Annotated in this window: 14 protein-coding genes; 9 read left to right on the forward strand and 5 right to left on the reverse strand. The window is 35.9% G+C overall.

Annotated features, from left to right (window positions below; translation table 11 throughout):
* Window positions 1-172 precede the first annotated feature (172 nt).
* The 6 genes from RT250_RS04690 (at window position 173) to RT250_RS04715 (ending at window position 5,386) form a co-directional block, all read left to right on the forward strand.
* Window positions 173-1,468 (forward strand): Glu/Leu/Phe/Val family dehydrogenase, encoded by a 1,296-nt coding sequence (locus RT250_RS04690; protein ID WP_313112589.1) that lies wholly within the window; start codon window positions 173-175, stop codon window positions 1,466-1,468.
* Window positions 1,469-1,567: 99 nt separating this feature from the next.
* A complete protein-coding gene (locus RT250_RS04695) occupies window positions 1,568-1,984 on the forward strand; it encodes a GreA/GreB family elongation factor (RefSeq protein ID WP_139854060.1) in 417 nt (138 codons plus the stop codon).
* A gap of 93 nt (window positions 1,985-2,077) precedes the next feature.
* Entirely contained in the window at window positions 2,078-2,458 is a 381-nt protein-coding gene (locus RT250_RS04700) for a hypothetical protein (RefSeq protein WP_313112592.1), read from the forward strand.
* A gap of 29 nt (window positions 2,459-2,487) precedes the next feature.
* Window positions 2,488-3,621 carry an NAD(P) transhydrogenase subunit alpha gene (locus RT250_RS04705; protein WP_313112594.1) on the forward strand — a complete coding sequence of 378 codons (1,134 nt, stop codon included), beginning with the start codon at window positions 2,488-2,490 and terminating at the stop codon, window positions 3,619-3,621.
* Window positions 3,622-3,624: 3 nt separating this feature from the next.
* On the forward strand, window positions 3,625-3,933 hold the full coding sequence (locus RT250_RS04710) for an NAD(P) transhydrogenase subunit alpha part 2 (protein ID WP_139854057.1): 309 nt from the start codon (window positions 3,625-3,627) through the stop codon (window positions 3,931-3,933).
* A gap of 64 nt (window positions 3,934-3,997) precedes the next feature.
* The gene (locus RT250_RS04715) at window positions 3,998-5,386 is read left to right on the forward strand and encodes an NAD(P)(+) transhydrogenase (Re/Si-specific) subunit beta (protein WP_313112598.1); all 1,389 of its coding nucleotides are present in this window, start codon (window positions 3,998-4,000) and stop codon (window positions 5,384-5,386) included.
* A gap of 96 nt (window positions 5,387-5,482) precedes the next feature.
* Here the strand turns inward: RT250_RS04715 and RT250_RS04720 are convergent, their stop codons facing one another.
* Together RT250_RS04720 and RT250_RS04725 are read right to left on the reverse strand one after the other, a co-directional pair.
* Window positions 5,483-6,424: a YeiH family protein gene (locus RT250_RS04720; RefSeq protein ID WP_313112600.1), complete on the reverse strand. Its 942-nt coding sequence runs from the start codon at window positions 6,422-6,424 to the stop codon at window positions 5,483-5,485.
* Window positions 6,425-6,478: 54 nt separating this feature from the next.
* Window positions 6,479-7,585, reverse strand: a complete 1,107-nt coding sequence (locus tag RT250_RS04725) for a mechanosensitive ion channel family protein (protein WP_313112602.1) — start codon at window positions 7,583-7,585, stop codon at window positions 6,479-6,481.
* Between the two features lie 425 nt (window positions 7,586-8,010).
* Here RT250_RS04725 and RT250_RS04730 point away from each other — a divergent pair, with 425 nt between their 5' ends.
* Together RT250_RS04730 and RT250_RS04735 are read left to right on the forward strand one after the other, a co-directional pair.
* The gene (locus tag RT250_RS04730) at window positions 8,011-8,202 is read left to right on the forward strand and encodes a hypothetical protein (protein ID WP_313112605.1); all 192 of its coding nucleotides are present in this window, start codon (window positions 8,011-8,013) and stop codon (window positions 8,200-8,202) included.
* Window positions 8,203-8,410: 208 nt separating this feature from the next.
* On the forward strand, window positions 8,411-9,235 hold the full coding sequence (locus RT250_RS04735) for an SDR family oxidoreductase (protein ID WP_313112607.1): 825 nt from the start codon (window positions 8,411-8,413) through the stop codon (window positions 9,233-9,235).
* Window positions 9,236-9,358: 123 nt separating this feature from the next.
* Here RT250_RS04735 and RT250_RS04740 read toward each other — a convergent pair whose 3' ends face one another.
* Both RT250_RS04740 and RT250_RS04745 read right to left on the reverse strand, forming a co-directional pair.
* Window positions 9,359-10,138, reverse strand: coding sequence for a glucose 1-dehydrogenase (locus RT250_RS04740; protein WP_313112609.1), 780 nt, complete (start codon window positions 10,136-10,138; stop codon window positions 9,359-9,361).
* A gap of 13 nt (window positions 10,139-10,151) precedes the next feature.
* Window positions 10,152-10,898, reverse strand: a complete 747-nt coding sequence (locus RT250_RS04745; protein WP_313112611.1) for an SDR family NAD(P)-dependent oxidoreductase — start codon at window positions 10,896-10,898, stop codon at window positions 10,152-10,154.
* Window positions 10,899-11,185: 287 nt separating this feature from the next.
* Between RT250_RS04745 and RT250_RS04750 the strand changes: the two genes are divergently transcribed.
* Window positions 11,186-13,279, forward strand: coding sequence for an amino acid carrier protein (locus RT250_RS04750; RefSeq protein WP_313112613.1), 2,094 nt, complete (start codon window positions 11,186-11,188; stop codon window positions 13,277-13,279).
* Between the two features lie 131 nt (window positions 13,280-13,410).
* On the opposite strand, the gene RT250_RS04755 is transcribed toward RT250_RS04750, so the two are convergent.
* On the reverse strand, window positions 13,411-14,601 hold the full coding sequence (locus tag RT250_RS04755) for a CynX/NimT family MFS transporter (protein ID WP_313112615.1): 1,191 nt from the start codon (window positions 14,599-14,601) through the stop codon (window positions 13,411-13,413).
* Window positions 14,602-14,612: the final 11 nt, after the last annotated feature.

A 14,612-nucleotide genomic window follows, 5' to 3' on the forward strand; every position in this document is an offset into this window, starting at 1 on the left:
GAGAAAGCATAAAAATTTATGCAATCAAACGTTCGTACGTTACTTGTTTTGTGTTTACGCATAATCCAAGCTTGGTGTTTATCTGTGGCGATTTTGAGAAATTTCAGCAAAACGCACCTAAGTCTTTATTATAAAGGAAGCCAGTAATGGCAGCTAATTAAAATTATTTAAAATGATAAACGAACAAACAGTGGAAAAACCAAAGCCATTAAAAAGAGGGATGTTGGACAATGTGTTGGAGCAATTCAACCACGCAGCAGATACTATAAATCTGAATCCGAATGTTCGCAAAATCCTTAGTATTACCAACACCGAAATTATAATAAATTTTCCAGTTCGTATGGACAATGGCGACGTGGAAATATTTACAGGGTATCGAGTTCAGCATAACAATGCACTTGGACCATATAAAGGAGGTCTTCGTTATCACCCTACTGTAGATATTGATGCTGCCCGTGCATTAGCGATGTGGATGACATGGAAAACATCGTTGGCAGGTTTGCCTTATGGAGGTGCAAAAGGAGGGATTCAAATTGATCCTTCAAAGTATTCTAAAAATGAATTAGAGCGTATTACACGCAGGTTTACTTATGCTTTAGGTGAAAACATAGGTCCCGAGCACGATATTCCTGCTCCAGATGTCAATACAAACGCTCAAACAATGGCGTGGATTGCCGACACTTATATGAGTACTAAAAGTACTAGTGAACGTTCAAAAAACCAGCACGTTGTTACAGGAAAACCAACAGGAAGTGGTGGTTTAGAAGGTCGTGACCGAGCTACTGGTTACGGCGTTTTCTTAACTATTAAATTCTGGGCAGAAAAGAATAATATTAGTTTAGCAGGAAAAAAGTACATCGTTCAAGGCTTTGGCAATGTGGGTTATTGGGCTTCACATTTCCTAGAAATTGAAGGCGCTAAATTGGTAGGTGTACAAGATGCTTTTGGAAGTGTTCAAAATCAAGAAGGTATTTCTACGGAAGATCTTTTTAACTATAGCATTTCAAACAATGGAAGCATCTTAGGGTTCCCAGAAGCCAAACCATTTGATAGTAAAGATTTTTTCAGTATAGATTGCGATATCTGTATTCCAGCGGCATTAGGAAATCAAATTACTAAGCATAATGCACATACCGTAAAAGCAACTTTAATTGCTGAAGGAGCAAATGGTCCTACAGATGTTGAAGGAGAAAAAATATTAATAGAACGTGGAATAACTATTATTCCAGACATTTTATGTAATTCAGGAGGTGTTATAGGAAGTTATTTTGAATGGCTACAAAACCGTAACGGAGAGTTATGGCAAATGGATGAGATTTTAGAAAAGCTTGAGAAAAAACTTCGTACGTCATTTGAAAAAGTTCTTAAATACACCGAAGAAAATAAAACAGATATGAGAACAGCAGCTTTCAGTATTGCCATTGAGCGTATTGAAAAAGCCTATATACTTAGAGGTATATTTCCATAATCTTTTACCAACTTATAAAGATAGTTCACCCTCCTCACATACTGTTTTTTTATAAAGCACTGTGGTGAATTATCTTTTTTTAAAACAGACAAGGGAACCATGAAATATGGAAATTTAATATTAGAAAAAAAGGAATACGTCTTTTTAAAGCGTCTATTAAATGTTTCTGGCTATTATAAAGACGAAAACACAAAAGAATCGTTGAAAAAATTGAGTACAGAAATGACTGTTGCTCGTATTTGCGATAACGATGAAATGCCAGATGATGTAATTCGTTTTAACAGTGTAGTTACGGTTAAATCTGGCACTTGGGAAAATCAATTTCAATTGGTAATCCCTACAGAACGGGATATAGCAGCAAATAAAATTTCGATTTTGGCTCCAATGGGTGCAGCTGTAATGGGTTATGCGCAAGGCGATTCTGTAATTTGGAAATTTCCTAATGGTTCAAAAGAATTGCTAATTACAAGCGTTAAACAAGCAGAAAAACCAATAGATATAGACGTATTGTTATAATAAAAGGCAAGACCTTTAAATAATTAAAGAGTGGTTAGTTGCAAATAAGATTTTGTAATTATCTGCTCCAATAAACTTAAAAATAAGAGTATCATGCAGATTTACAATCACGATTCCCCTGAATCAATAGCTTATAAAAACAATTATGTTGAACTTGAAAACTGGTTAGATCATTTAAATTACATTGGGAAAGAAATTACTAATCTAGTAGATCTAGGTAAAACCCATCTTAAAACCAAAGAAGAGTCACAAGCTGTGCTAGAGAAATTTCTGAAAGAAAAAGAAGTAAATAATTTAAAAATAATAGAGTTTCAAAAGTACCAAGATGGTTTACCTAGAGCTGCTGAGTGTGAAGATGTTGAATGTGACATGTTTTTTGTGTCCGAACACGAAAAATTTAGAAAAAACTATATGCAACATTTAGAAAATTATAGAAAGGTAAAAGAAGAGTATTTTAGCGTTTTATTAAAGTAATTTTTTAAAATCGAAAACTCAATTTAAATATGAGCGAAAACACTCAAGCCAAAACTTTAGGCATTTTAAAAACCCCTAATGATACCCGGGTTTGTTTATTGCCTAAAGAAGTAAAACGCCTAACGGCAGAGTTAAAATATAATATTCTTTTTGAGTCAGGACTTGGCGACTCGCTTCAGATTAAAGATGAAGAATACGAACAAGCTGGAGCAACTAGTGCGAAGCGAGAAAGTATTTTCGAAAAGTCGGATACCATTGTATCTATCAACCATACTTTTAGTGAAGTTGAAATAAAGGAAAATACTTGTTTTATCGGTATTTTTAATCCATTATTTTACGATACTAAATTTGAAAATTATAAAAATAACCAAGCAACCGTCTATAGTTTAGATTTGTTGCCTCGTACTACTTTGGCGCAATCTATGGACGTGCTTTCGTCTATGGCTTCATTGGCCGGCTACAGAGCGGTTATAAAATCATCTGAAATTTACAATGGAGTTTTTCCAATGTTTACTACAGCAGCGGGTACACTTACTCCTGCTAAAGTATTAATTTTGGGTGCTGGAGTTGCAGGACTACAGGCTATTGCAACAGCGCGTCGTTTAGGTGCGGTAGTAGAAGCTTTTGATGTCCGCAAATCTGCAGGAGAAGAAGTGCGAAGTCTTGGTGCAACTTTTATAGAAGTTGAAGGTTATAATGAATCCTCTAGTGCTGGTGGTTATGCTGTAGAACAGAGTGAAGAATATCAGAAAAAGCAAAAAGAGCTTATCCACAATCATATTCGTACTGCAAATATTGTAATTAGTACTGCAAATATTCCTGGGAGAAAAGCACCTTTACTAATTGAAACTCGTTCGGTAGATGCAATGATGCCTGGAAGTGTAATAGTAGATCTTGCAGCAGAGCAAGGAGGTAACTGCGAACTTTCTAGAAACAAGGAAACAATTCAGCATAACGGTGTTACAATTATAGGGAATTCAAACCTATCTGCCGATATACCTGCAGCAGCGTCTAGGTTACTATCCAACAACTTTTTCTCTTTTTTAAAATATAAACAAAAAGCTGAAAATTCAGTAGATGATCCATTGTTATCAGGTTCTAAGATATTGGACAATGGAGAATGGACACACCCACATTTCATCAATAAATTCCAACCAGCCTAAATTATGGATTTCATCAACCAACACATTCAAGAAATTTATTTTGTTATTTTTTGTGTCTTTATTGGCATTGAAGTAATTTCAAACGTTCCTGCTATTTTACACACCCCACTTATGTCTGGTGCAAATGCTATTAGTGGGGTTATTTTAGTAGGAGCTATTATAGTAATGCTAAACGTGCCAGAAGACGATTACCTCAATCTCACTTTAGGAGGTATTGCAGTCTTTCTTGGAACACTAAATATTTCTGGGGGCTTCTTTGTAACGGGACGTATGCTTAAAATGTTTAGTCCTAAAAAAGAAAATAATAAATAGTAGGATTACATTTAATCCTAAAATCCAATTTCTTTCCAACCAATTTCTAAATCTTAAAAAACCAATGCAAGCAATCATTGAAATAGGTTATTTATTAGCAACTCTTTCCTTTTTAGGCGGATTAAAATTTATGAGTTCTCCTAAAAATGCAAAAACGGGTAACCTAATCGCTGCCTCGGGGATGACCCTAGCCGTTGTAATTACATTTATTTCGGCTGTTACTGAAACGGTTCCCTATACTAACTTAATAATATTGTTTTTAGCTATCGCTGTCGGTACTGTAGTAGGTAAGAGACTTTCCGATAAAGTTGAAATGACAGGTATGCCACAATTAGTATCGCTGTTTAATGCAACTGGGGGTGGATGTGCTATGTTATTAGGCTTAGTGGAAGCCAACCAAATGGATGCTGCAACAGCCATATTGGGAAATAAAATCCTTCTTATTTCAGGCTTAATTACGGGGGCTGTAGCGCTAACCGGTAGTATTATTGCCGAGCGAAAACTGGCAGGTAAAGTAAAAGATAGACGCACTAGATTGGTAATATTTTCAGCAAGATTTCTTTTGCTATTAATGTTTTTGCTTCCTGTATTTTATTTTATCGGAATTATCCCTGTTGAATTTACTGTGTTTATGTGCATCTTAGCCATTGTTGCAATGGTTTATGGTGTGCTTTTCGTTTTGCCAATTGGTGGTGCAGATATGCCTGTGGTTATATCTCTTTTAAATAGTATTACAGGTATTGCAACAGCTTTCGCCGGGTTTGTTTACGGCAATAAAGTGATGATTGCCGGTGGTATTTTTGTAGGAGCTGCAGGGATCTTACTTACATTATTAATGTGTAAGGCGATGAACCGCTCTTTAATGAAAGTGCTTGCAGGGACTTTTAAAAAGAGTAAAGGAGGAACGGCAGAAGAAGAGCAGGAAATTAAAGATATAAGTGTTGCAGAAACGGCGCTGGCGCTTTCTTTTGCTCAAAGAGTAGCAATTGTTCCAGGTTACGGATTGGCCGTAGCTCAAGCTCAACACACCTGCGGGCAACTACAACAGATGTTAGAGAAAAGAAATTGTGAGGTAGATTATATTATTCATCCAGTTGCAGGTAGAATGCCAGGGCACATGAATGTTTTACTTGCAGAAGCAAACGTTGAGTATTCTCATTTAAAAGAAATGGATGAGGGTAACGAAAATATGTCGCAATACGATATGGTATTAGTTATTGGAGCTAACGATGTTGTAAACCCAGCTGCCGAAAATAATTCAGATAGCCCTGTTTACGGAATGCCTATTATACGAGCTCATGAAAGTAAACAAGTTGTGGTTATGAAACGAAGTATGGGGAAAGGATATGCAGGGGTACAAAACGATTTATTTGGACTTGACAATTGTAGTATTCTGTTTGGCGATGCGAAGGCTTCTTTACAAGAGATAATAAATCAGCTTAAATTAATTTAATACTATATATTACCTAAAAATATCTCTCTGCGTCTTCGCGATTTAAATAATTGTAAAGATGCAGCGTATTTTATAAATAGCTTTTATACGTTGAGGTTATAAACCTAGGATTGCTAATAATGCACTAACCGATATAAAAAACCATAAAGAAAAGCCGAGTATCATTGGCTTCCATCCAGCAGACTTGATTTTATCTATAGAAAGTCCAGCTCCAATTAAAAACAAGGTAAGTACTAGTAGTGATTTTGAAATACTTGTGATACTAGTAGTTATTGTTTCAGGAATTGGTAAATAACTATTCAAGATAATTGCCAAGACAAATAGGAAGATAAAATATGGAATTTTCACGTTCTTCCCTTTTCCTTTGAATAAATACACCGATAGTAATGCAAGCGGAATAATCCAAAGAGCTCTAGCAAGTTTTACGGTTGTAGCCACTTTTAAAGCTTCATCGCCGAAAGCATAGGCAGCCCCTACAACAGAGCTTGTGTCGTGAATAGCAATAGCGCACCACAGTCCGAATTGGTGCTGGCTAAGACCAAGCAAATACCCTAGAGGGGGGAACACAATTAATGCAATAGAGTTTAAAAGAAATATTACTCCCAATGAAATAGAGATGTCTTTTTCCGAAGCATTTATTACAGGTGAAACTGCGGCAATTGCACTTCCACCACATATTGCCGTACCTGAACTAATTAGGTGGCTAGTTTTTCGATTCATTTTTAAAAGCTTCCCCACTAAATAGCCAACAACTAAAGTGGCAATGATAGAGAAAACAGTCAATAAAAAACCGTCCTTACCGGCGGCTAAAGTTTCTTTAAGATTCATTCCAAACCCTAAACCGACTACAGCAATTTTTAAAAGCCAATTAACTGCCTTGCTGTTTAACGTTAAAAATGGATGGCCTAAAAAGTAAGCGAATAGAAATCCTCCAACCAAGGCTAATGGACTGCTTACATACCCTGAAATACATAGCACCATGATAATTATAAAAACAACTTTTACAATAGTCTTTGATTCGTTGTTATCTTTTTCCATTAACTGGTAAAATAAAATTTACATTTATGTTTCTGAAGTATGAAAATTGAAGTATTAGCTCTCCTGTTTTTTGTTTTTAAACAATTCTTCATCTTTAAAAACAACGGTGGTATGTGGATAGGCGAGGTCTATACCTTCAACATCGAACCGTTTTTTTACTTGTTCTAGAATGTCGCACCTTAAATTAAAGGAGTCATCGTAATTTCTAGCCCAGCACCAAGCTCTAACAGATAAGGTGGAAGCGTTAATTGAAACTAACGCAGTACGTACAATAGGTTTTCCATCTAAAACATCTATTTCCGATCTATTGTCAAGAATTAATGGATGTGATTCACATACCTCTTGCATTATCTTCTTAGCTAAATCTAGGTCGCTTTCATAGGATATTTCAAACTCTATACGTTCGCAGATTCTAAGATCGCCAATATCATAATTGATGATTTTTTCTTTATTTATGATTGCATTCGGAATAACAATCATTTTGTTTTCGAAGTTACGAAGTACAGTGTGCCTTAATGTAATATCGGTAACCGTACCAACCATAGAATCGGTAATTTTTATTATATCGCCAATTCTAAACGGTTTAAAGGAAATAATAAAAACTCCACCTACTAGGTTTGCTAAAGCTTCTTGCGAGGCTACACCTGCTATCAAAGCAATAACACCAGCACCACCCAGAGCCGTTTGTGCAACACCTTTTAACGAAGGAAATGCTAATAAAGCAATTAACAATCCAAGTATATAAACAGTAAATACTACCACATAGCGAAGAAATTTGAAAGCAGTGGGGTCTTCATTTTCAATAGTTTTTCGCTCTATTGCTCGTCTAAACCATATGTTTACAGATGAAGCAGCAACAATGGTAATGACAGCTACAATACCTAAGTAAATTACTATTCTAAAATCGTCTTGAAGTTTTTTATAAGATTCTCCAAAAAACAAAAAAATTAAAGCCATTAAACCCAATACCAACCAAAGTGAGTTTAATATCCTCTTTATTAGATTTACAGCATTAGATTTCATTCCAGGAAATCTTTTCTGTTCGGCAATGATTACTCGTTTATGAAGAATTCCTGTTAAAAAACGCAATATAAAAACCCCGATAATAACTATAACCGCGTAGATAAGTTGGAATTTATTCGCTTCAAAGAATTCAGTCATAACAATTCAATATTTTCAATTTATTACAAATATGTAATGTGTAAGATGTAGATTACAAATTTATGCCTTTTATTGTTAGCGTTTGAATTCAACGATACAATAAGTAATTACTTTATTTTCAATATTACTGCAATACAATATTGAATAATAATATAACAATTTCCATTCGCAAGGTATATTTAATATTACCATATTTGCGAGCGAGTAATGCTGATTTGAAAATTGGAGATTACTTTTAGGAAAACACAACCAACATGCTATGAATGCCATTCTTAACAGGCTTATTATGTGTTTTTAGCTGCCTATCCACAACCCAGTTTTGATATTTTCTTTTGTGCCATCTTAACTGTATTCGCTAGAAATGTATAGTGGATGCAGCTTTTTTTACACTGCTTATTCTTAAATTTTCAAAAGGACAACGAATATTGATTTTCGTATCAAGTAGTGCTCATGCTGAGGCTACTCTAGTTATAATTTTAGTTGGGTTTAATGCCAGAATTCTTGATTCAAATATTTTTAACGGCGGTACCTTTCTCCTAATATTATTAACATGTCTAATTGCTTCCATCGCAACTGAAAGCGCTACAAAAATGAATATTCGCAATGGAGATGATTAAGACTCTGCTAGAAGGGGATACGTTTCACACTTTGGTCAATTAGATAGATTAGCTGTTAAGTTAGAAAGACGTTTTCCAGATTTAAGTAAAGTAGTAATTTATCCACGTTAGAAACTAATTTTTCGGATATTACTTAATGATTTATATCATTTCAAAGGAAAGCGATAAATGTTAACTTTGAGATTGTTAAATACTTAACTCAAGATATATGGAAGCCATAAATAAGAAAAAAACAATAATAATTACTGGTGGTGCCGGTGGGATTGGAACTGCTTGTGCAAAAGTATTAAAGGATTATAAATTAGTAATTACTGATTATTCCAATGATGCTGTTGATGAATCAGTAATGGGCCTCACAAATGAAGGTTATGATGCTGTGGGAATAGCTTGTGATATAACTAAAAAAGATGATGTTGTAAAGTTGATGAAGTTCTCTCTTAATCAGGGAGATTTTGGTGGAATAATACATACAGCGGGAGTTAGTGGTAGTGGACAAAAGCCTATAAATGTATTCAATATAGACTTAGTGGGAACAGATATTGTTATAGACGAATTCTATAAAATCGCGACTAAAAATTCTGTGTTGGTATTGTTTTCATCTATTATGGGACATACTATTCCGCCAAATAAGGACTATGATGCCGCTTTACTAAATCCGCAATTGGAAGATTCATTTTCTACAATAGCAAAATTTGTAAACGACGATGCCGATATGATGTATAATTTCGCCAAACGAGGGGTGCTGCTACTTCTTAAAAAGAATGCCTTTAGAATAGGACAAAAAGGTGCACGAATTGTCTCAGTTTCGCCAGGAGTTATTATGACTCCTATGGGACTTAAGGCAGCAAAAGAACATGCAGAAAGAATTAACAAAATGATAGAGCTAACACCACTTGGAAGAACAGGAGTTCCAGAAGATATTGCTGAGGTTGTAAAATTCCTTATCAGTGACAAAGCAAACTTTATAACTGGTAGCGATATTTTAATAGATGGTGGAATTCTAACTTCTTTATTGAATGAAGGGAAGGAATAACCTTTTGTGTATAAAATAATTTAAAGCTAAAAAAACCACTTGCTATGCAGGTGGTTTATTAGTTGACTAGTTTTTTTCTACTTAATACTCAAAGTCTTGTTGCCATTAGCTCTCGACTAATTTCTACATATCCAGCGTTTGCTCGCCTCCACCGTTGATAAAAATTATTTGTCCACTGGTCCAACTAGATATTGGGGCTGCAAAATATAAAACAGCACCTGCTATATCTTCGGCTTCTCCGAGCCTGTTTATTGGCGTATGTTTCAACATTGCTTTTTCCAATTCAGGAGTTAAGACTGTTTTTAAAGCATTTGTTCTTACAGCACCCGGACCTATGGCATTTACCCTAATATTATCTGGGCCATAGTCGAATGCCAAATTACGTGTCATATGATTAATGGCTGCTTTTGAAGACGCATAGGCACTTATGGCAGGACTTTTATTAATAGAAGCCATGGAAGACATATTAATAATACTGCCGTAACCTGCATTTTTCATATGTGGTGCAACCAATTGACAAAGGCGCCAGGTGCTAAAAACGTTCATTTCAAACACTTTCTGAAACTGTGTTACCTCAATATCGTAGGGGCTTTCTCGGCCTGCACCACCGCCACCAACATTATTTACCAAAATTTCAATACTTCCAAACTCAGTTGTAGCTTTATCTACTAAGTTCACTAATTCATTATCTTTGGTTACATCGCAATCAATGGCAATAGAGTTTCCGCCCTTGTCATTAATTTCTTTATAAGTTTTTTTGGCTTGCTCTAAATTGTAATCGGAAACTACAACCTTTGCACCAAAGGCTGCAAGCATTTCGCAGCTCGCCTTCCCAATTCCGTTAGCGCCACCTGTAACTATTGCGGTTTTTCCCTCTAAGTTGAATAATTCTGTTGGCTTCATATAATTCTATCTTTTATCTCAATTTTATATCTCCACCATCTGCCATTAAAGTTTGGCCGGTCATGTATTGGCTATCTTCACTTAATAAAAAGGCAATAATTGGTGCTACGTCCTTTTGTGGATCTCCGAATCGATGCATCGGGTTTTTACTGATGATTTCTTCATATTGCTCCGGGAAATTTTCTTTCCATTGTTTCACGCCATGGGTAAATGCAAGTGGACAAACTACATTTACTCTTATACCGTCTTCTGCCCATTCATTGGCTGCAACTCGAGATAAGCCTCTAATAGCTTCCTTCGCAGCAGCGTAACTTCCTTGATTTTTTTGTCCCAACAATCCCGCACCAGAACCAAAATTTACAATAGACCCTTTGGTTTTTTTAAGTTCTGGGTAAGCGATTTTCATAAAGTTTAAGGTGCCTTTTAAACCTGTATTCATAGATAAAGCCCAATCCTCTTCAGTAAGTTCTAAAAGTGGTTTTTGGCGAGACGCATGAGCGTTGTTAACTAGGCTCGTAAGTTTACCAAATTTAGAAATAGCTAATTCAACAGCTTCCTTCGCAATAGACTCTTTAGAGATATCTCCTTTTAAAAAGGCTATTTTATTTGGGTTAGATGCTACTTTTTCTCTTCCTGCCTCTTCATTTAAATCTACGGCAACTACACTGGCACCCCTTTCAGTAAGTTCTGTAGTCATTGCCCCTCCAATTCCTGCTGCGCCACCTGTTATGATTATCACTTTACCTTCTAAATATTTCATAGTATTAAATGTAGTTTTGAGAATTTGAGTTTTTATAATATACTCAAATATAACGAATAGAAGGTCGAAAATCTCTCTAACTAGAGAAACTTAAATATTATTTAACAGACTATCTCCCTTATTTAAATGTGTTAAAAAGCATTTCAGAAATAAGAGTTTTTATAGAAGAAAACATCTCATTTATAATTAATGAATTTTGAGAAAGGGTTGGAATTTCTTGGGTAGACTTCTCTTTATCATTAAATTGCAAAATTCAACATTTTAAATCCAAAAAAGTCCAAAAATTGATGATTAGAGCAGTATGTATTCTATTTCTTTCATTTATAATAGTATCGAGCTCCTTTGCTCAAAACCAAACTGATGGCAATGGAGAATTGGAAATCAGTCTCGAGCTAAACAACCCTTCTTCCGAAATAAATAACGGAACCGCTCAAATAATAGTTAAAGGTGGTACACCTCCTTATCAGTATAAATGGAGTAATAAAAACACCTCTTTAATCTCAAAACGCTCAAAGGGTTTGATTGAAGGTATGGATCATTCGGTAACAGTAACCGACTCTGAGGGAAATACAACTACAAAATCCTTTAAAATTCCAGCAGAATCAATTACCGAAATTTTTAATAGCAAAGTTCAACCCGCAGTAGATTTTTTAGGGGCTATACTCTTCTGGGATCCATTTGCGACCTTAGGAGTATATGATCCCACAGTTTATATTTCTCACGAAAATATATCACCACCAGATACAGATATTGCGCAAAATAACTATTTAGTAAAAAAATGGTTGGTTGAAGATGGAGGTCAAGTTACGAAGGAGCAACCGCTAGCTATTCTTGAAATTGATGGTGAAGAAACTATTTTACAAGCAAATTATAACGGAACCCTACATCAAATAATTAAAGAGGGTACACTAATAACCCCCTCTTCATTAGCCTCTTCTGCAGAAGAACTTACTGTAGGTAGGATAGACTTTAAAAATGAACAACATTTATTGCATCCTAACGGTGAGGTAGTGACAAATACCATCCCATTTATTGTGATATGGTTAATTTTTGGAAGTATCTTTTTTACACTTCGTTTAAAGTTTATAAACATCCGAGGGTTTAAACATTCTATTGATTTAGCACGAGGAAAATATGACGATCCAAGTGCTCCAGGAAGTATTACACATTTTCAGGCTATGGCTACTGCTGTCTCCGCCACTGTTGGTTTAGGAAATATTGCAGGTGTTGCTGTTGCTATTTCATTGGGAGGAGCAGGTGCTACCTTTTGGATGTTTATGGCAGGATTCTTCGGAATGTCTATGAAGTTTGCCGAATGTGCCATGGGTGTAAAATATCGAGTAATCGACGCAGATGGACGAGTTTTTGGTGGGCCTATGAATTATTTGCGATACGGTCTTGAAAAGCGCAACCTTAAAGGTTTGGGAAAATTTCTAGCTGCGTTTTTTGCAATTTTAGGAGTCGGAGCTTCTTTTGGTGGTGGAAATATGCTTCAATCAAACCAGGCATTTAAAATTGTTTCGGAACAGATTCCAATCTTACAAGGTCAAGGTTTTTGGTTTGGCGTTGGATTCGCAATTCTTGTTGGAATTGTAATTATTGGAGGAATAAAAAGTATAGCCAAGGTTACAGAAAAAGTAGTGCCATTTATGGCTCTGCTTTATATAGTAGGTTGTTTAGTAGTAATTGGATCTAATATTGAGGGTCTAGGTGGAGCATTTTTAGCGATTTTCGACGGTGCTTTTTCAGCCGATGCACTTAAAGGAGGATTTATAGGTGTGCTTATAGTTGGATTGCAACGTGCAGCTTTTTCTAGTGAAGCAGGAGTTGGTTCTGCCGCCATTGCTCATAGTCCTGCAAAAACGAATCACCCTATCGCTGATGGTTTTACTTCTATTGTTGAACCATTTATCGATACAATGGTAGTTTGTACAATGACCGCCCTTGTATTAATCTTTACAGGGAAACACGAAGGAAATAGTGGAATGGGAGGTGTTGAACTTACAGCCGATGCTTTTGGAAGTGTGGTGTCTTGGTTCCCAGTTGTATTAGCAATTGCAGTTTTTCTCTTTGCTTTCTCTACCATGGTTTCATGGTCTTATTACGGAATGCGTTCTTGGACTTACTTATTCGGAAGAAGTAAAAAAGGAGAGTTGCTGTACAAGTTTATGTATCTGGGTTTTGTTGTGCTTGGTGCTTCAGTAAGTCTTGGTGCGGTATTAAGTTTTGCCGATATGATGATTTTAGCAATGTCATTTCCAAACATAGCAGGTTTGTACATTCTAGCTCCAGAGATTTATACGGATATGAACAATTACCTAGACAAGTTGAAAAAAGGGAAATTGTACCTCAATCCGAAGTTTGTTAAAAGCTCTTCTTAGGCTTAAGAGGAGGATTCTGGTTGGGAGTGAGCAAGTTTTCAAATAAAATTGAAAACATCAAAATTGTTGATATTTAAAAAGGAAAGAGGACTAGTCTTTTTCAGGCAATGTTATACTGTGTAAAGGTGATTTTATACCTTTTGAGCTTTCCCTGCTTGTAGTCCCGCAATTAGCTTATAAATAGCGACTAATACTAATAATCCTACTGAATACATCCATTCCTTTGTAAAATCTTGAATTACTCCAATAAGAAAAGGTCCTATGGCAGCTAGAAAATACCCTATAGATTGCACCAACCCAGAAAGTTCTGCTGCCGTTTCGGAGTCTGGAGCGCGTAGAACAATTAAAAGAAGTGCTAGACTGAAAGCACCCCCAAGAACAAAACCAAGGATCGAAACCCAAATGTAAATAGGAATAAATGTAGGAAGCATTAAACCTATCAAGCTTATAACTTCAAATAAAATTAAACCTGCAACTACTGCTCGTTGATCCTTGCGTGAGGCCGCCCATACGGGAATGATAAGTGCGCCTAGTATTCCAGTTGCTTGAGATAAAGAAAGCATCCAACCTCCAAATTCTGCATTGTAGCCATAATCAATTAAAATACTAGGTAGCCAGGCTAAAATCACGTAGAATGCAAAAGACTGTAGTCCCATATAAATTGCAATCTGCCATACTAGTCTAGAGCTACTTAGTTTTTTCATTGCTTCTTTAAGTCCCCTAGTAGGGGTGGTATTTTTTATTTTTTTAATTTGAGGAATCCATATAAAAAATGCCATGACAGCAAGTGCCGCCCATACCGACAGTGAGCCCCGCCATCCAAGATTTAAGTCTTTTGCTAATGGAACACTCAATCCTGCAGCTAATCCAGCGCCCAATGACATTGAAGCTGAGTGTAAACTTGTAACCAATCCTGCCTTATTTGGAAAGTTGCTTTTTGTTATAGCTGGTATTAGTACATTGCCAAATGCAATAGCAATTCCTAAAAGCATCGTTCCAAAATACAAGGCAAAAACACCACCATTTGAACGAATCAATATCCCTAGTGTAAGAAGAACCATGGATGCTAGTAAGGTTTTGCCAAGTCCGAATTTTTTAGTGAAGTAAGGGGTAATTGTAGATATAAATCCAAAAGCCAATAGTGGCAATGTAGTTAGTAAGCCTAATAAACTTTCTGTTAGGTTTAGGTCGCGGCCAATATCATCAATTAAAGGTCCAATACTTGAAAGAGCAGGACGAAGGTTGATTGCAAGAAAAAGTATTCCAAATAGTAACCCGATTCGGGCAGCTTTAGACAATATTGTATTTGTATTATTAGACATAGAAAAATGTG

The sequence above is a fragment of the Aequorivita sediminis genome, assembly GCF_032080575.2.
Lineage (GTDB): Bacteria > Bacteroidota > Bacteroidia > Flavobacteriales > Flavobacteriaceae > Aequorivita > Aequorivita sediminis.